The organism is Bacillus sp. FJAT-27251 (assembly GCF_001273925.1).
Lineage (GTDB): Bacteria > Bacillota > Bacilli > Bacillales > Cytobacillaceae > Mesobacillus_B.
Genome location: NZ_LIGG01000001.1, coordinates 4,792,070 through 4,809,485 on the forward strand (window position 1 = coordinate 4,792,070; position 17,416 = coordinate 4,809,485).

General features: G+C 50.2%; 17 protein-coding genes. 4 read left to right on the plus strand and 13 right to left on the minus strand.

Annotated features, from left to right (window positions below; all coding sequences use genetic code 11):
• Positions 1-56: 56 nt before the first annotated feature.
• Entirely contained in the window at positions 57-1,631 is a 1,575-nt protein-coding gene (spoVB, locus tag ADU22_RS22730) for a stage V sporulation protein B (protein WP_053364199.1), read from the plus strand.
• A 41-nt stretch (positions 1,632-1,672) separates the two neighbouring features.
• Here the strand turns inward: spoVB and ADU22_RS22735 are convergent, their stop codons facing one another.
• Positions 1,673-2,314, minus strand: coding sequence for a DUF421 domain-containing protein (locus tag ADU22_RS22735; protein WP_053364200.1), 642 nt, complete (start codon positions 2,312-2,314; stop codon positions 1,673-1,675).
• Positions 2,315-2,481: 167 nt separating this feature from the next.
• On the opposite strand from ADU22_RS22735, the gene ADU22_RS22740 reads away from it, so the two are divergent.
• Positions 2,482-2,862 (plus strand): TIGR04086 family membrane protein, encoded by a 381-nt coding sequence (locus tag ADU22_RS22740; protein ID WP_053364201.1) that lies wholly within the window; start codon positions 2,482-2,484, stop codon positions 2,860-2,862.
• A gap of 311 nt (positions 2,863-3,173) precedes the next feature.
• Here ADU22_RS22740 and yajC read toward each other — a convergent pair whose 3' ends face one another.
• The 12 genes from yajC to nadB all read right to left on the minus strand — a co-directional run bounded on the left by yajC (position 3,174) and on the right by nadB (position 15,407).
• Positions 3,174-3,437: a preprotein translocase subunit YajC gene (gene yajC, locus ADU22_RS22745; RefSeq protein WP_046526235.1), complete on the minus strand. Its 264-nt coding sequence runs from the start codon at positions 3,435-3,437 to the stop codon at positions 3,174-3,176.
• Positions 3,438-3,473: 36 nt separating this feature from the next.
• Positions 3,474-4,613: a tRNA guanosine(34) transglycosylase Tgt gene (tgt, locus tag ADU22_RS22750; RefSeq protein ID WP_053364202.1), complete on the minus strand. Its 1,140-nt coding sequence runs from the start codon at positions 4,611-4,613 to the stop codon at positions 3,474-3,476.
• A gap of 68 nt (positions 4,614-4,681) precedes the next feature.
• On the minus strand, positions 4,682-5,710 hold the full coding sequence (queA, locus tag ADU22_RS22755; RefSeq protein WP_053364203.1) for a tRNA preQ1(34) S-adenosylmethionine ribosyltransferase-isomerase QueA: 1,029 nt from the start codon (positions 5,708-5,710) through the stop codon (positions 4,682-4,684).
• A 30-nt stretch (positions 5,711-5,740) separates the two neighbouring features.
• The gene (locus tag ADU22_RS22760; protein ID WP_046526232.1) at positions 5,741-5,947 is read right to left on the minus strand and encodes a DUF2905 domain-containing protein; all 207 of its coding nucleotides are present in this window, start codon (positions 5,945-5,947) and stop codon (positions 5,741-5,743) included.
• Positions 5,944-6,945, minus strand: a complete 1,002-nt coding sequence (ruvB, locus tag ADU22_RS22765; RefSeq protein WP_053364204.1) for a Holliday junction branch migration DNA helicase RuvB — start codon at positions 6,943-6,945, stop codon at positions 5,944-5,946. The genes ADU22_RS22760 and ruvB overlap by 4 nt, the downstream gene beginning before the upstream one ends.
• Before the next feature lie 46 nt (positions 6,946-6,991).
• Positions 6,992-7,588, minus strand: a complete 597-nt coding sequence (gene ruvA / locus ADU22_RS22770) for a Holliday junction branch migration protein RuvA (RefSeq protein WP_053364205.1) — start codon at positions 7,586-7,588, stop codon at positions 6,992-6,994.
• A 157-nt stretch (positions 7,589-7,745) separates the two neighbouring features.
• Entirely contained in the window at positions 7,746-8,282 is a 537-nt protein-coding gene (locus tag ADU22_RS22775; protein WP_053364206.1) for an intercompartmental signaling factor BofC, read from the minus strand.
• Between the two features lie 430 nt (positions 8,283-8,712).
• Entirely contained in the window at positions 8,713-9,753 is a 1,041-nt protein-coding gene (locus ADU22_RS22780; RefSeq protein WP_197280099.1) for a phosphotransferase, read from the minus strand.
• A complete protein-coding gene (gene safA / locus ADU22_RS25670) occupies positions 9,680-11,566 on the minus strand; it encodes a SafA/ExsA family spore coat assembly protein (protein WP_053364208.1) in 1,887 nt (628 codons plus the stop codon). Before safA ends, ADU22_RS22780 begins: the two co-directional genes overlap by 74 nt.
• A gap of 337 nt (positions 11,567-11,903) precedes the next feature.
• The gene (nadA, locus tag ADU22_RS22790; protein ID WP_053364209.1) at positions 11,904-13,004 is read right to left on the minus strand and encodes a quinolinate synthase NadA; all 1,101 of its coding nucleotides are present in this window, start codon (positions 13,002-13,004) and stop codon (positions 11,904-11,906) included.
• 17 nt (positions 13,005-13,021) lie between these two features.
• On the minus strand, positions 13,022-13,855 hold the full coding sequence (gene nadC, locus ADU22_RS22795; RefSeq protein ID WP_053364210.1) for a carboxylating nicotinate-nucleotide diphosphorylase: 834 nt from the start codon (positions 13,853-13,855) through the stop codon (positions 13,022-13,024).
• Positions 13,824-15,407 carry an L-aspartate oxidase gene (nadB, locus tag ADU22_RS22800; RefSeq protein ID WP_053364211.1) on the minus strand — a complete coding sequence of 528 codons (1,584 nt, stop codon included), beginning with the start codon at positions 15,405-15,407 and terminating at the stop codon, positions 13,824-13,826. Before nadB ends, nadC begins: the two co-directional genes overlap by 32 nt.
• Positions 15,408-15,504: 97 nt before the next feature.
• Between nadB and ADU22_RS22805 the strand changes: the two genes are divergently transcribed.
• Positions 15,505-16,641, plus strand: a complete 1,137-nt coding sequence (locus tag ADU22_RS22805) for an IscS subfamily cysteine desulfurase (RefSeq protein WP_053364212.1) — start codon at positions 15,505-15,507, stop codon at positions 16,639-16,641.
• A 64-nt stretch (positions 16,642-16,705) separates the two neighbouring features.
• Positions 16,706-17,242 (plus strand): transcription repressor NadR, encoded by a 537-nt coding sequence (locus tag ADU22_RS22810; RefSeq protein WP_053364213.1) that lies wholly within the window; start codon positions 16,706-16,708, stop codon positions 17,240-17,242.
• Positions 17,243-17,416: the final 174 nt, after the last annotated feature.

A 17,416-nucleotide genomic window follows, 5' to 3' on the forward strand; every position in this document is an offset into this window, starting at 1 on the left:
TTGTGCATATAGATTATTGTATCTGAATTTAGCTTGTTTGAGAAGGCGGGAGCAGGATGTCCAAATTTTTGAAAGGAACCATGATATTGCTGATAGCCGGCCTGGTAACCAGGATTCTCGGGTTCATCAACCGGATTGTCGTTGCAAGGTTCATCGGGGAAGAAGGCGTTGGCCTATATATGATGGCTGTCCCCACTTTTATCCTGGTTGTCACGATTACCCAGCTGGGTTTGCCAGTGGCCATTTCAAAACATGTGGCCGAGGCCGAGGCCAAGGGTGATTTTGCGAAAATAAAAAAAATACTCGTTGTCTCACTGGCGACTACCATCTCGCTATCCCTTATATTTACTCCGGCGCTATTCCTGCTGGCTCCCCAATTATCGCAAACTTTGTTTACGGACCAGCGGACTTTGCTTCCTTTGCTCGCAATTGCCCCAGTGGTCCCCATCATTGCCGTTTCTTCCGTCTTGAGGGGGTATTTCCAGGGCAGGCAAAATATGAAGCCCGCTGCCGTATCGCAGGTGATCGAGCAGGTTGTGCGGATCACCCTGATAGCTGTGATGACAAAGACATTCCTGCCTTACGGGATTGAATACGCGGCGGCTGCCGCCATGGCTTCATCGGTCATCGGGGAACTCGTCTCCCTGCTTTATTTAATGACCGCTTTTAAAATCAAGAAAAAATTCCGGCTTCGAAAAGACTTTTTTCAATTTGTCCAATCCGGGAAAACAACCTTCGGGGAACTGATGAGCATCTCCCTGCCTACGATGGGCAGCAGGATGATCGGCTCGATATCATGGTTCTTCGAGCCAATTGTGGTGGCACACAGCCTCGCCCTGGCAGGTGTAGCCGTTGGTGCCGCAACAAAGCAGTATGGAGCTTTGACAGGTTTTGCGCTGCCGCTGCTCATGCTGCCATCGTTCATCACTTTTTCGCTTTCCACTTCCCTAGTGCCAGCCATCAGCGAAGCCAATTCCCATAAGAATTACCGGGTTATTGAACACTTGCTGCAGCAGTCGCTTCGCTTCTCACTTTTAACCGGCGGACTGGCCGTCATCGTCCTGTATGTGCTGGCCGAGCCTTTGATGCTCGTGATGTATGGAACTGACAGCGGAACAGGGTTCATCAAGCTGATGGCACCATTTTTCATTTTCTATTATTTTCAGGGGCCGCTTCAAGCCACCCTGCAGGCTCTGGATCTTGCCAGGGCTGCGATGATCAACAGCCTGGTCGGAAATGCCGCAAAAACAGCCGTGATCTTTTTGCTCGCAAGCCAGCCTGCCTTTGGCATTAACGGAGCCGCGCTCGGGCTTACGATGGGATTCGTGCTCGTCACCATCCTTCATTTTGCGACCGTCCTGAAGGCCGTCTCTTTCACCTTCCACCTTTTGGAATATGCCAAAACATTCCTTGTCATGGGACTCTCAGGCTGGATTGGCTTCCAAATTTGGGACAGCCTCGGTACCATCGGCGTCCTTCACATGCGCGTGCTGACAGCGGCTGTTTTGATTTCCATCACATACTGCCTGCTCGTGCTGCTGGCCGGTCTGGTAAAAAAAGAGGAGCTCGCAATGATTCCTGTCATTGGACGCCCTCTCTCCTCCCTCGCCTTTACCTGGTTCAAAACTTAGCCCATGAAACGAAAAGCACGCCAGTCCATTTGCCTGGCGTGTTATTTTTCATCTTTTATGTCGACAAAGAGCTTGCCGTTTTTATAGGAGCAATAGGATATTTCGTCATCATAGCTGTAGCCCTGTTTCTTCAGTTGGCCAGTCAGCCAGTCTTTCGTTTTACCAATAAGGATCAGGTTTTCTTCATTGATGGTGCCGTCAAGAATTAAAGGAAGCGAGAGCTTCTCCGATGCACTTTTTTTAAAAACAGACATTTTCCCCGATGACTCCAGGATGGCATACTCGACATCCGCTATATCCCCCACTCCTTCTTCCCGCAGCTGCAGAAGAAGGTCATCGAAATTATAGCGCTGCCTCCGCATCTCCCCTTCATCGATTTTACCGTTATTGATTACAATGCTGGGCTTGCCGTCAATAATGTCCCTGAAGCGTTTGCTCTTTAAGGAAACGAGAGCCAGGAGGAACTGGACGACGACCAGCAGGGCCATTGGCAACAAGGATTTGACCAGGGGATCGTTTATGTTTTCAATCGCCATTGCCGCAATTTCGGCAATCATGATAAATACAACCAGATCGAGCAGACTAAGTTCACCAATTTCCCTTTTTCCCATTACCCGGAAAATGATGATAATTATAATGTAAAGAAGCAAGGTTCGAAGGATTATGGCTCCGTATTCTTCCATCCAAATAATCTCCCTTCGCTGACTGCATTAAGATATAGACTTTGCAACTTGAGGAAAATTATAAGTGGCAAAGAAAGGAGAATTTTTAAGTCTATTTTCCGCTTTGGCGAATATGCTTGTACTAAACGATACCAGTCGGTTTTTGCTGGCGGGAAGGGGAGAAGACAATGGAATCAAGGGGTTTGGGTATTTCCGTAATCTACGGAGTCATTGCTATTTTCGTATTCGCCATCGTTAGCAGCCTTATTTTCTCAATTTTACTTACCTTTACATCATTACAGGAATCGTCCCTGCAATATGCAGTGACGACGGTGTCATTTATGTCACTGTTCGCCGGCGGCTTTATCACCGGAAAAAAAGGCAAAGAAAAAGGATGGTTCATCGGGACGGCCACAGGACTGATTTATTCGGCCATCATCTTTCTGTTTCAATATCTGGGACTTGACAGTCTGTTTTCCACAGAGCAGATCATCTACCATATCTGCTATATCATCACAGCCATGATGGGCGGCATCCTTGGAGTCAATATGTCTAGTTCAAGAACCTAAGAGCTCAGGCGCCTTCGGAACAATCTAAAAACGGATTGTTCCTGCGATGCTAATTCTTGGAAGCTTTTCCTTAATGCTCAGCCCCGACAAGCGCTGGAGGGCCAGTTGATGAAGTCGTTCTTTGACTTCAACAGCTGGACCGAAGCGACTCGCGCTGCTCAAAGCTACGCTTATCGCAAGATACTCAAGGAAGTAACCCAAGGATGAAAACTGGCTAGGCGCTGGAGCTGGGCAGTTATCGAAGTGTAAAAACTTATATTTTTTATCCATACAAAAAAAACAGGTGCACAGGGCACCTGTTTTTTCTGGTATTAATCCTGAACGACGTCGCGGATTGCGGCGCGGTCGTATGTAAGACGGCTTCCATCGCCGCACTTGATCACGACAGTCCCTTCGTCAAGTGCATCGACAAATCCATGAAGGCCTCCGATTGTTACCACACGGTCGCCTTTCTTAAGGTCACTCTGCATCTGCTGAACGGCCTTTTGCCTCTTCTGCTGCGGACGGATCAGCAAAAAGTAGAAAAGGACAAACATCAGCAAGAGCGGAAATACTGTACCTATCAAACCTTCCATTTATTCTCCTCCTTTCATTCATTCAAGCCAGCCTTATTAAAAATTCTTCGCATTTGGTTTGTTGAAGCCATAACGCTCAAAAAATTCTTCCCTGAAGTCGCCTAAACGGTCTTCCCTGATTGCTTGTCTGACTTGCTCCATCAATTGTAGCAGAAAATGCAGATTATGATAAGTCGTAAGTCGAATCCCGAATGTTTCATCGCATTTAATCAAATGGCGGATATAGGCGCGTGAATAATTGCGGCAAGTATAGCAGCTGCATTCCGGGTCAATCGGGCCAAAATCCTTCGCATACTGTGCATTTTTCACGACAAGGCGCCCCTGGCTCGTCATCAGTGTTCCATTGCGGGCAATCCTTGTAGGCAAAACGCAGTCAAACATATCAATACCGCGGATCGAACCGTCAATAAGGCTATCAGGAGATCCGACGCCCATAAGGTAACGCGGCTTATTGGCAGGAAGCAAAGGCGTTGTGAATTCAAGCGCCCTGTTCATGACATCCTTCGGTTCGCCGACAGACAGGCCGCCAACCGCATAGCCCGGGAAGTCCAGCGATACAAGGTCCTTCGCACTCTGCTTTCTCAGCTCCTCGTATTCCCCGCCCTGGACAATCCCGAACAGGCCCTGGTCTTCCGGACGCTTATGGGCTTTCAGGCAGCGCTCCGCCCATCTTGATGTTCTTTCAACTGATGCCTTCATGTATTCAAATGAGGCCGGATATGGAGGGCACTCATCAAATGCCATCATGATATCGGAGCCAAGGGCGTTCTGGATTTCCATCGCCTTTTCAGGAGATAGAAACAGCTTGTCCCCATTCAGGTGGTTGCGGAAATGGACTCCTTCTTCCTCGATCTTGCGGAACTGGCTCAGCGAAAATACCTGGAATCCGCCCGAATCGGTGAGGATGGCGCGGTCCCAGTTCATAAACTTATGAAGGCCGCCAGCTTCCCTGATCGTTTCATGTCCCGGGCGAAGCCATAGATGATAGGTATTGCTGAGAATGATTCCCGCCCCCATCTCCTTCAGTTCCTCCGGGGCCATTGTCTTGACAGTGGCAAGCGTCCCAACTGGCATGAATGCCGGTGTTTCAAAGGAACCGTGCGGAGTGTGCACCCTCCCCAGCCTTGCTCCTGTCTGTTTGCATGTCTTGATTAATTCGTAAGAGATAGCAGACAATTGTGTATGCTCCTTCCATGATATAAAGTCCTCTTTTAAACGGTGCGCCTTAGCTCCCGCCATAGCTGTCAGATGATCAGCATGGCATCGCCAAAGCTGAAGAAACGGTACCTTTCCTGTACGGCCGTATTATAGGCATGAAGGACATGCTCCCGTCCCGCAAGCGCGGAAACCAGCATGATCAATGTTGATTTCGGCAAATGGAAATTCGTGATCATCCCATCAATGCCCTTGAATTCATAGCCGGGATAGATGAAGATATCCGTCCAGCCTGTCGCTGCCGCAAATTCCCCATTATGGGCAGAAGCAATCGTCTCAAGGGTCCGGGTCGAGGTCGTGCCCACCGTAATGATCCGTCCGCCCTGCTCGCGGACTTCATTCAGCAGCCTTGCGGTCCCTTCGGACATGATATAAAACTCGGCATGCATTTCATGCTCCTCAATACTATCGGAACTGACAGGCCTGAACGTGCCAAGTCCGACATGAAGGGTGATGAAGGTGATATGGACACCTGCCTCCTTCAGCTCTTCCAGCAGCTCTTCGGTAAAATGGAGTCCGGCGGTTGGCGCAGCAGCTGAACCGCGCTCCCTGGCAAACACGGTCTGGTATCGCTCCTGGTCATCCAGCTGTTCCTTGATATACGGAGGCAGCGGCATTTCGCCAAGCTGTTCAAGAACTTCATAAAAAATGCCCTCATAGGAGAATTCGAGCACCCGGCCGCCATGGTCGGAAGAGCCTGTGCAAACGGCGGTAAGAAGGCCATCGCCAAAGACAAGCTTTGTTCCTTCCCTTACCCTTTTGGCAGGCTTGACAAGCGTTTCCCACTTGTCTCCTTCAAGCTGCTTCAAAAGGAGCACTTCAATCTTGGCCCCGGTGTCTTCCTTCATGCCGAAGAGCCTTGCAGGCAGCACGCGCGTGTCATTGAGGACAAGGCAATCGCCTGGGCGGAGATGGCTTTTGATATGTTTGAACACGTCATGCTGCAGCCCGCCGGTCTTTTTATCAAGCACCATCAGCCTGCTTTCCGACCTTTGTTCCAGCGGCACCTGGGCAATCAATTCCTCAGGCAAATGAAAATCAAATAAATCTACCTTCATGTTGTTTCTTCACCTATATTCATTTAGATTTCAACGAAAGCGTCCAATAAAGTAAAAAATCAGTGACAGCACAATGCTGACGACAATCGAGGTGACAATCGGGAAGTAGAATGTCGAGTTTCCCTTCTGGATGACAATGTCACCTGGCAGCTTTCCGAGTTTTAAAAATTGGATCAGGAATCCGGCAATAAAAATGATTGCCCCTAGGAACATTAACAGTTTTCCCATTCCTGTCATTCGGCAGGCACCTCCAATTGAAAATGCTCATATACCCGATGCGTCACCAGCCTGCCCCGCGGCGTCCGCTGGAGGAAGCCGATCTGCAATAGATAGGGCTCATATACATCTTCAATCGTCTGCGATTCCTCGCCAATGGTGGCCGCAATGGTTTCGAGGCCGACTGGGCCGCCGCGGAATTTTTCAATAATTCCCTTCAGCAGTTTATGGTCAATATGGTCAAGCCCCAGTCTGTCGACCTGCATCAGTTCCAGTGCTTCATCGGCCAATTGCGCTTCAATCGAGCCATTGCCCCTCACCTGGGCGAAATCCCTGACCCGCTTAAGCAGGCGGTTGGCAATCCTCGGGGTTCCGCGTGAACGGCGGGCGATTTCGGCTGCTGCGAAGGGATCAATCTCTGTATCAAGAAGCTCAGCGGTACGAAGGACGATTTCCCGCAGATGCTCTTCCTTATAGTACTCAAGCCTGCTGAGCACGCCAAAGCGGTCCCTCAGCGGCGCCGACAGGGAACCTGCCCTTGTTGTGGCGCCGACAAGGGTAAATGGCGGCAAATCGAGACGGACGGAACGTGCTGTCGGTCCTTTCCCAATGACAATATCGAGGCAGAAATCCTCCATTGCCGGGTAGAGCACTTCCTCAATCGACCTTGGCAGCCGGTGGATTTCATCGATGAACAGAACATCACCAGGCTCAAGCGCCGTGAGGATCGCGGCGAGGTCGCCGGGACGTTCGATCGCCGGACCGGATGTGGTGCGCAGATTGACGCCCATCTCATTGGCAATAATTGCGGCAAGCGTGGTCTTTCCCAGTCCGGGCGGCCCATAGAGAAGCACATGGTCCAAAGTTTCCTGCCTCATCCTCGCGGCCTCGATGAACACCTGGAGGTTTTCCTTCACTTTATCCTGCCCAATATACTGCTTTAATGTCTGCGGCCGCAAGCTTTGTTCAAAGGAAACTTCCTGCTCGCCCGCTTCCCCGGAGATGATTCTCTCTTCCATCATTCATCATCCTTTAAACTTCATATTTTCCGGTATATCGTATTCACTATCTTAATAGCTTCTGCAGTGCCTTTTTAATATATTGGTCGGTCGCAAGCTTTTCCTTTTTCAGCTCAGGCACCACCTTTTGGATTTCCCTTTCGGAGTAGCCCAGGGCTTTCAAGGCAAGCAAAGCTTCATCCAGATCGCTGCTCTGGCCGTCTTCCTCAGGCTGGAAGAGATTCGGGAAGAAATCAGGGACGATATTCTGAAGCTTGCCTTTCAGGTCAAGGATCATCTGTCTCGCCGTCTTCTTGCCGACACCGGGAAATTTGACCAGGAAGGCCTCATCTTCATTTTCAATCGCCTGTACTACCTGCTGAGGCTCTCCGGAAGCCAGGATGGCAAGCGCTCCTTTGGGCCCGATCCCCGTCACATTCAGGAGTTTCATAAACAATGTCTTTTCCTCGCGCGAACGGAAGCCATATAGTGCCATCACGTCTTCGCGAACATGGTGATAGGTAAAAACCTGAACTTCCTTGCCGATATCCTTTGAATAGGCAAATGGATTGGGGGCATTGATTTGAAAGCCAATGCCGCCGTTGTCGATGACTATGTATTCAGGACTGATAAAGTCCACTTTTCCTCTAATATACTCGTACAAATCCTTCTCTCCTCCATTTTGCTGTACCCACCATTTTATCACACTATGTCTCCAGGAACGAGGAAATTTGCAAGTCCAAGCACAAAAAAGCGAACATACAGTCGATTCAGCCGTTTTTTCCGGAACAGCAAAGAAGGGCCGGATTACCCGGCCCTGGCTACTTTTTTTGTTTTTCATCCCTTGTGTAAGATTTAAAGGTCTCCAGTACCTTCTCGTATTCATCTTTTGAGCGGATCGGGATTCCATTCCGCAGCTCCTGGCGTTTCCGGCTCTCCAGTTTGCCCACGTCTATTTGAAAAAAGGATTGGATGATATTCGATTCATCCGGCCGGCCGTTGAAGATGGTCAGCACACCATCACCGGAAAGGCCGAAATAGCCGTTTGCTTTCAACAATGGGGAGATGTCATCTACATGCTGTTTAAAAACAACCTGATTGTCTTCGAGACTTATCAGTTCCCAACCTTCGTACCGTGCCCAAAAATCACTAAGCGCCCAGACTTTTTCTTCCACTCTCTCTTCACTGACTTCGCCGTCAAGATAGACTCTCTCCAAAATGACCGTTAACTCCAGCGGACCTGCATCATCGTTTTTTCCGGGCTGCCCAGCTGCTGAAACTCCCCCGCCGTTTTGTAAGAATGCCAAGCCGATCATTCCAGCTATGCAAAGCGTCATGACAACAGACTTGATTCCCATTGCCGGTCACCTCACTCATTTAGGTTCATTTCTAGTTTGGCCAACTATTTTTATTTTATAATGCGAAAAGGGGGCGGAGATGGCTTTGGGGTATTTACTCCGGTGGTTCCTTCGATTCCTGTTCTCCCATAGCGCTGTTTACCGGGACTTAACTGGTTGTTCACATCTTGGACACAGGTTTTTCAATAAAATTGAATAATTGAAGCATAAATTCAAGTCTTTGATGCAATTCCCCCCATAATTGAAGCATAAATTCAAATCTTTGATGCAATCCATTATTGAAGTAGAATAAAAGAACCACAAAAAGGGAGGCAGCATAATTGAAACATGCTGTCTCCCCTCTTGTTGGGTGCTCTAATGGCCAGTTCAGCGTAATTTTAACAGAAAAGGATGAAAACTGGACCTTTTTCTAACCAAAATCGCCCCGGTTTTATTCTTGAGTGAGTTTTTTTACTTTTTCAATGAATCTTTTTCTGGCATTGAACTGGTTTACCGTCAGTTCGATCAGCGGGGCGGTCCGCGCCGGATTATAATAGGCCTTCAGCCTGATTATGCGATTCCATTCACGGAAAATATCAGCCGGATACATAAGTCCATATAAAAAAGCCTTATTGGACAAGCAGCCGGAAAACCCCTTCATCGCGGACAGGGATTCCAATGACCAATTCATAAAAGGCAGGATCCGGTTGGCATACTGCAGCAAGTCGCAGGTCTCAGGGCCAAGGGAGATCAGGTCGAAATCAATCAAACACAAGCGTCCTGTTTCATCCCTGAGGAAATTATGGTGGGCGACATCGCCATGGAGAATGACGGGTTCGGCAGCATAGAGCTGTCCCAGGTTTTCGGCCATTCCTTCAAGGGCCAGTTCAGACCAGTCCAGAATCTCCGCTGTCAGCTGCTTCTGGACAAAATAGTTTACAATCTTGGTGTTCCGCTTGAACCCTGCCGCCCTTTCCTGCCATTTTTGCCAAATATCCTGTTTGGGAACGGACAACCTGAACTCCGGGACAAGATCCCTTGTGGCCATATGGTATTTTGCCAGCAAGCCAAGGCCCTCCTCCCGCTCTGTTTGTGCCAGATAATTGAAGGGCTTGGAGCTGGGCGGAATATACTCCTGACAGCCGTAAAAAGCGTTCTCAAAAAATAGGGGTTGGTCCGAAAGCTTTAGAAAGGTGTAGCTTTCTGAAAAGCCTGCTTCTCTTAGAGCAGCTGTAAATACCTGCTGCTGCTGAAGCTTTTCTTCACTGGAATAGGCTTTTAGCATGAAGAAGGTATTTCCAGTGCGGAGCAGGAAAACACGGTCCCTGATTTTTGTCATTGTCTCAATCCGAACCGGCAGGGCGGATTGTAAATAGGAGAAGAGACGATCAGTAGAATCGTCCCTTCTCGGGTGAAATTTAATATTCATTGCTTTCGTCAGCGTCTTCTTCGCGCGGCATTCCGAATCCAGCCTGAGGGGCATATCCGCCATGCGGGCCGTATCCCATTTGAGGACCGTATCCGCCATACGGGCCATACCCCATCTGCGGGGCATATCCGCCATATGGGCCATATCCCATTTGCGGAGCGTATCCGCCTTGCGGACCATACCCCATTTGCGGGGCGAATCCGGCTTGTGGGCCATAGGCCATTTGCGGAGCATATCCGGCTTGCGGGCCATACCCCATTTGCGGAGCATATCCGGCTTGCGGGCCATACCCCATTTGCGGAGCATATCCGCCTTGCGAATAGCCCATTCCTGGGCCGCAGCCACAATCTCCTGGTCCCTGCATAGCTCCCTGTACCTGCGGCATCAGTGGCATTTGGGCGTCCATGGCCCCGCCCACTTGTGGCATATGCGGCATTTGGGCGTCCATCGCTCCTCCCACCTGCGGCATGTGCGGCATCTGGGCGTCCATGGCCCCGCCCACTTGTGGCATATGCGGCATCTGGGCATCCATCGCTCCTCCCACTTGCGGCATATGCGGCATTTGGGCGTCCATCGCTCCTCCCACCATCGGCATCATAGGCATCTGGGCGTCCATCGCTCCTCCCACCATCGGCATGCCTGTATGCTGGAAACCATAAGGTTCACACAGGCCTGAACCAGGCAGGATTGGCGAAATTGGTGTCGGAGGGCAAGGATATCCCATTGCCGGTGCTGTCTGAACTGGCATTGGGGCCGGCATGTTTGCCATGCCCATCACGTTTTGGTGGGGCATGTTTTCCACGCCCGCCTGATGAGGCATGTTTGCCATGCCCATTACATTTTGGTGGGGCATATTTGGCATCATAGGCATTTGCATATAGGACGATTCGAACATGGAGCTCTCTGTTGGCGCCCCATAAGGCATTGCCGCTCCCTGTACCTGCGGGTATGCCATTGGCTGCTGCTGCATACCCCCACCATGCATGCCTGGAGACATTGGGAAATAATGTGGATAAGGAATCATAGACTCTTGGAAACCTCCTTGTTGTATAGGCAGGAACGAGGATGACTCCCCCATGCCTTCTGTCATCTTGGCCGGCTGCTTTGGAAAGATGTTCGCCGGCTTAGGCGGCAGCTGTGGCTGTGCTGGAAACGGCATTTGCTGCTCCGGCAAAGCCATATTGGCCATATTTTGAACATAGTAGTTGTTCATATCGATTTCTGGAAGTATTTGCTGAGGCATTTTTGGAGTAAATGGCTTGATTGGCTGTTCCTTGTATACGCCTGCCGGCTGCTTTGGCGCTTCCATGGCTGGCAGCGGCATTTGCGTCTGTTTTGGCGCTTCCATAATTGGCTTTGGTGCTGGCATCTGTTTTGGAGCCGGCATCTGCTTTGGTGCCTCCATAATCGGCTTAGGCGCAGGCATCTGCATTGGAGCAGGCATTTGCTTTGGTGCAGGCATCTGCTTTGGCGCTTCCATAATCGGTTTCGGCATTGGTTTTGGCGCTGGCTTCGGCATTTCCATGATTGGTTTCGGAACCGGCTTTGGCATTGGCTTTGGTGCGGGTTTTGGCATTTCCATCTCCGGAAGCGGCGCTTGTTGTTCCGGCAGCGGCTTCTCTTTTACAAAAGGTTGCTCCTTGACGGGCATTTCTTTTTTGCTTCCCATATTGATCTTTGCCTGCGGTCCGCCAGTCATCGGTGCTTCCTTTTTTATATTTCCACCTGTGGTCGGAACTTTTATTTTCATGCCGGGCATAATCATATCTGGGTTGCTAAGCTGTGTATTCATCTTTTTCAGCTCTTCAAAATTAACCCCGTACTTTTTGGCGATCTTCCAGAGAGTATCCCCTTTCTGTACGATATGGATTTTCAATCTGATTTCCCTCCTATGGCATAAGTCCATATAGTGTATGTCGGTGTGGGCAAATTGCCATTAATTTTTTAAAACAAAGCTTGAAGGCCAGCCGGCAGCAGAATCTATCCCGCCGGCTAAATGGAAGCAACAGGATGACCACTCGGCACGACAAGTCATTCGCAGGGCAAACACCCAAAACCATTTTTCTCTAGCCATGTATATGTTCGGGAAATAAAAATTAAAGCTTTTCCAGCTAAAAAACTGTAATTGAACTGAAAAGGGGCCAGGCCGGAACTCTGCCGAAATAGAAAAAGCCATCCTGTTTTTGCAGGATGGCTCATTCCGAGTGCGTTCATTATGATTGTACCAGCATTCTGTTGAGGGCTTTCCTGGCATTTTCGGCTATGACACTGTCCACTTCAATCAGATTGTGGTCCTTGCCTTGCCTGATTTCTTCCAGGCACCAGACGAGATGCTGCAAATCAATGCGATTCATGGTCAGGCACGGGCACATATGCGGATTCAGGGAAATGATCTGTTTATCCGGATGCTGCTGGATAATCCGCTTCACCAGGTTCATTTCTGTTCCGATTGCCCAGGAAGAGCCTGGAGGCGAGGCGCTGATGGCATCAATGATATAGTTGGTCGAACCTGCCATATCCGATAACGCGACCACCTCGCGCCTGCATTCAGGATGTACAATGATTTTCATCCCGGGATATGCCTCGCGGACATGGGCAATGTTTTCCACTGTAAAATTTTCATGGACGGAACAATGCCCTTTCCATAAGATCACCTTCACTTTCTCAAGCGGGCCGCTGTATTCCAGCTCATTGGCAATCGGGTTCCACACAGCCATAGCCTCAAGCGGAATTCCGATATTATAAGCGGTGTTCCTGCCAAGATGCTGGTCAGGCAGGAACAGCAGCCTTTCTTTCTGTTCAAATGCCCATCGCACCATTTTTTCTGCATTGGATGAAGTGACCGTTGCTCCTCCATGCTCACCGACAAAGCTTTTAATGGCCGCGGTCGAATTAACATAGGTTAGCGGCAGAATACTCTCGCCGAACAGCTCCGTAAGCTTTGCCCACGCGCGCTCGGTCTGGTAGATGTCGGCCATGTCCGCCATGGAACAGCCTGCACGCATATCGGGCAAATACACTTTCTGATTTTTCATCGTTAAAATATCCGCGGTTTCGGCCATAAAATGAACTCCGCAAAACACAATATGCTCCGCCTCGCGGTTTTCCGCAGACAACTGCGCAAGCTTCAGTGAATCACCGGTCGCATCGGCAAATTGAATGACTTCATCCTTTTGATAATGATGCCCGGGAATAAAAAGTTTCCTGCCCAGTTTGATTTTGATGGACCTAACCCTGTCCTCCAGTTCCTCTGTTGACATGCTCCGGTATTTTTCCGGCAGCCCTTTTGTGTCGAGCATTTGCAGCAAATCCATCCCCATCTCCCCTTTTCCTAAAGATTCACTTTCACCGAGATATCCATCGCTTTGACACTGTGGGTCAAAAAGCCGAGCGAGATATAGTCGACTCCGGTATCGCGGAACGAAGCAAGAGTTTCCATGGTAATTCCGCCAGATGCTTCTGTTGCGATCCCTTCGGGCACAAGAGCGGCATACTCCCTAATCTGTTCGGGAGCGGTATTGTCAAACATGATGCAATCCACTTTCGCTGCGACAGCCTCAAGGACCTGTTCCTTTGTTTCTGTCTCCACTTCGATTTTTACCATGTGCCCCAGCTGGCTTCGAACCGCCTCAACCGCATTGGCTATACTTCCGGCAAAAGAAATATGATTGTCTTTGATCATCACGGCATCATACAGTCCATAGCGATGGTTAAAGCCGCCGCCGCAGCGGACTGCGTATTTCTCCATCATCCTCAGGCCGGGTGTCGTTTTCCGTGTGTCGCAAATTCTTGTATGGGAACTGCCCAACGCTTCAACTGCCTCCCTTGTTCTGGTCGCTATCCCGGACATTCTCTGCACCAGATTCAGGACAACCCGCTCGCCTCTCAGCAAATCCGCGGTCCGTCCGCTGACGACAGCCAATTTTTGTCCCTTTTCCACTTTGCCGCCATCAGAAATCAGCAGCTCAACCTCTGCATCAGGATCGAGCAGCCTGAAGCCTGTCCTGATGACCTCCTCCCCGCAAAAAATGCCGGAGTCCTTGGCGATAAACACAATCTCGCCTTTCCCGGCTGAGCCGAAAATCAGTTCACTTGTAACATCCCTTTCGCCGATATCTTCAAGAAAAAAAGATTCAAGTTGTAAGCGCAGCTTTAAGTGGTTCACCCATATCACCCTTTTTTATCATTCTTTTTTTCACGATTTGCTTTTTCAGCCATTTTTCATCTTCAGCAGGAAAATCAGCCCGGAAATGGCCGCCCCTGCTTTCTGTCCTCGCAAGAGCAGCATCCGTTACCAGCCAGGAAGCAATCAGCATAAATGCCCTGGTGATTTCTTCGGGAGTGCGGGAATCAAGCTTTTCATCAAGCCATTTTTCCACCTGGAAGGATTCAAGCCATTTTTTATGCATGTTCAAGGAATCACCATGACGGACAATGCCAGCCCGCTCCATCATCATCCGCTGCAGCTCCTCTTTTTCCGGAAGAGGCAGGGCTCCTGTTTTTTTATGTTCCACTAAAATTGCCTCATTGTCCGGCTCCAGCCTCTCAGGCGGAAGACTGTTGAAAAAATGAGCCAAACGTCGGCCAAAGACCAATCCTTCAAGCAGGGAATTGCTTGCCAGCCGGTTGGCGCCATGGACGCCGGTGCAAGATGCTTCCCCTATGGCATACAGGCCGGAGACAGTGGTCCTGCCAATATGGTCCGTTTTAATGCCGCCCATTAAAAAATGGCTTCCGGGAGCCACCGGGATTTTACCTTCTTCCAGGTCAATTCCTCCACCCCGGCATATTCCCGAGACGGTTGGAAACCTGGTTTCAAAATGGCTTATTGAAGAAATATCAAGATAGATAGGCTCCCCATTTTTGAGATAATCGTAGATGGTCTGGGAAACGATATGCCTTGGGGCCAAGTCGCCCATTGGATGGATATCCTCCATAATCCGTTTTCCCGCCCCTGTCACCAGCACGGCCCCTTCTCCGCGGACCGCTTCCGATACCAGTCCATGCGTTTTTCCATCCACATAAAGCAGCGTCGGGTGGAACTGGATAAACTCCATATCCGCCAGCTGGGCCCCCGCGATGTAAGCGAGTGCCAGCCCGTCACCGGTAACGGTATCGGCATTGGAAGTGTACCGGTACAGCTGGCCGCAGCCTCCGCTTGCAATCACCACATGGGAGCTTTTGTAAACCTGTATTTGCCCGTCAGGAGCCAGGGCTTTCACGCCAATGCATTCCTGCCTAGCATTCAGAAGCAGCTCATATACAAGAGTATCTTCCACTACCTGTACATTTTCGCGAAGCTGCGAAACCAGGAATTCAACCATCATTTTTCCGGTTGCATCGCCGCCTGCGTGGACGATCCTGTTGACGCTGTGCGCCCCTTCCCTTCCCAGCATCAGCTCCCCGTCTTTATCGGCGTCAAATTGGCAGCCTGAATCTTTCATTTCTTCTATAATGGCTGGAGCTTCCCTCGTCATTTCCAAAACAGCACGGGTGTCATTGTGCCTGCTTCCCGCTTCGACCGTATCGAGAAAATGTTTGTAAGGATCATCCTGCACAGCGATTGAAGCAGCCACTCCTCCCTGGGCCATATGGGAATTCCCGTTTTTCAAGGAAGACTTTGTGAGGACTATCACATTAATGTCATTTCGAAGTTTAACTGCCAGCTGCAGGGCGGCTATCCCGCTCCCGACAATCAGCACATCACTAGTTATCATCTTTTTCCAGCCTCCTGAACATACAGGTGTCTTGACACTTATATTTACATACATTTACACTAATGACAAGTATTTTTCTAGTTTAGGAGAAGAAGCCATGAAATATTTTGACTATGCAGCGGCCACTCCGCTTGACCAGGAAGCCGCCGAAATCTATGTCAAGGCGGCAACAGAATTCTATGGAAACACACAGAGCCTGCACGATACAGGTTCCGCTGCCGCCGCCCTGCTCGAGAATGCCCGCAAGACTTTGGCTTCCCTGCTTGGAGTGGATCCTGGGGGATTGTTTTTTACCTCGGGAGGCTCGGAAAGCAACTTTCTGCTCATCAGGGCGCTTCTGGCAGCAAGCCCGGGGAACGGCCGCCATATCGTCACCAGCATGGCTGAGCATTCTTCCGTTTTTAATGTCATGAAGATGCTCGAAAACCAAGGCTATGAGGTTAGCTTCCTGCCGTTTGAAGAGGATGGAAGAGTCGGCCTTCGGCAGGTAGAGGCTGCTTTGAGGGAGGACACAGTTCTTGTGACCATCCAGCATGGCAATTCCGAAATCGGCACGCTTCAGCCGGTAAAAGAAATCGGCCAGCTGTGCCGGCAAAGAGGCATTCTGTTTCACAGCGACTTTGTACAAACCTTCGGAAAGACGGAAATAACGGAGGCGGTATCCGCAGTGGACGCCTTTTCGCTTTCAGGCCACAAGTTTTATGGGCCAAAAGGTGTGGGTGCTGCCTGCCTGGATCCCCGGATTCCATGGAGGCCGCATATTGCCGGCACCACCCATGAGAAAGGCTTCAGGCCCGGGACTGTCAACCTCCCGGGCATCATAGCGATGACGGCAGCCGCGCAAAAGGCTGTTACAGCGCTTGCGGAGGAATCCTCCCATCTCAGGGAGCTGCGGAAGGTGTTCGCTGAGCATTTTAGCGATTTGCCCAATAAAGTGAAGATTCACGGCCTTGGCGAGGGCTTTCAGCTTCACGGAATTGTCGGAATGCAGATTCACGGCCTCGAAGGACAATGGATCATGCTCGAATGCAATCGGAAAGGATACAGCATATCGACAGGCTCGGCCTGCCATACCGATTTGCTTTCCCCGGCGAAAACGATGAGTGCGATGGGCATCGGCGGCAAAGCGGCCAAGGAGTTTTTCAGGGTATCCTTCGGACGCCAGACAACCATGGAAGACACGATTGGCCTTGCCCGGATTTTACGAGAAATCGCCCAGCAGCATTCGTCCTGATTAACTTCATGACCAGGTTATGATAAAATCTCTTAATAGAATGAGCCTTTGAAAGGAGGCAGCCATGAAAGAGAAAAAACTATTAGGGGAAGAACGGCGGACGATGCTGCTCGATTTGCTGAAGTCAAGCAGAGAGCCGCTGACAGGAAGCGAGCTGGCGGCAAAAGCCAATGTCAGCCGCCAGGTGATTGTCGGGGATATTACCTTGCTGAAGGCGAGGAATGAACCTATTCTTGCCACAAGCCAGGGATACCTGTACATGTCCTCCACGGGACCTGCCGCTCTGGCCGAACGGATCATCGCCTGCAGCCACGAGCCCGGAGATACCCAGGAGGAGCTCAACCTCCTTGTCGACCATGGGGTCACCGTCAGGGATGTCCGCATCGAACACCCTGTCTACGGCGATTTGACCGCTTCCATCATGGTATCCAACCGCCGGGAGGTCAAGCAATTCATGGAAAAAATCAAAACAACCAACGCCGGCTACCTTTCCGAACTGACAGAAGGAATCCACCTCCATACCATTTCCGCCCCATCGGAAAAAGTTCTCGACGAAGCGGAAGAGGCCATGAGGACGGCGCGGTTTTTGATTGAGCAATAAGGGAAATTTTTAGAGGCGTTGGTTGGATAGGATAGCTTGATTGTATTTGTGGAGGTTCCCGCCTGGTTGGCTTTGGTGGGTGGATTCATTTTTTGCATTGTGACCCATTTTTGGAGTTTGGGTCACATTGAACACTTCATTGTGACCGGATTGGACTCGATTCCCGGATTTGGG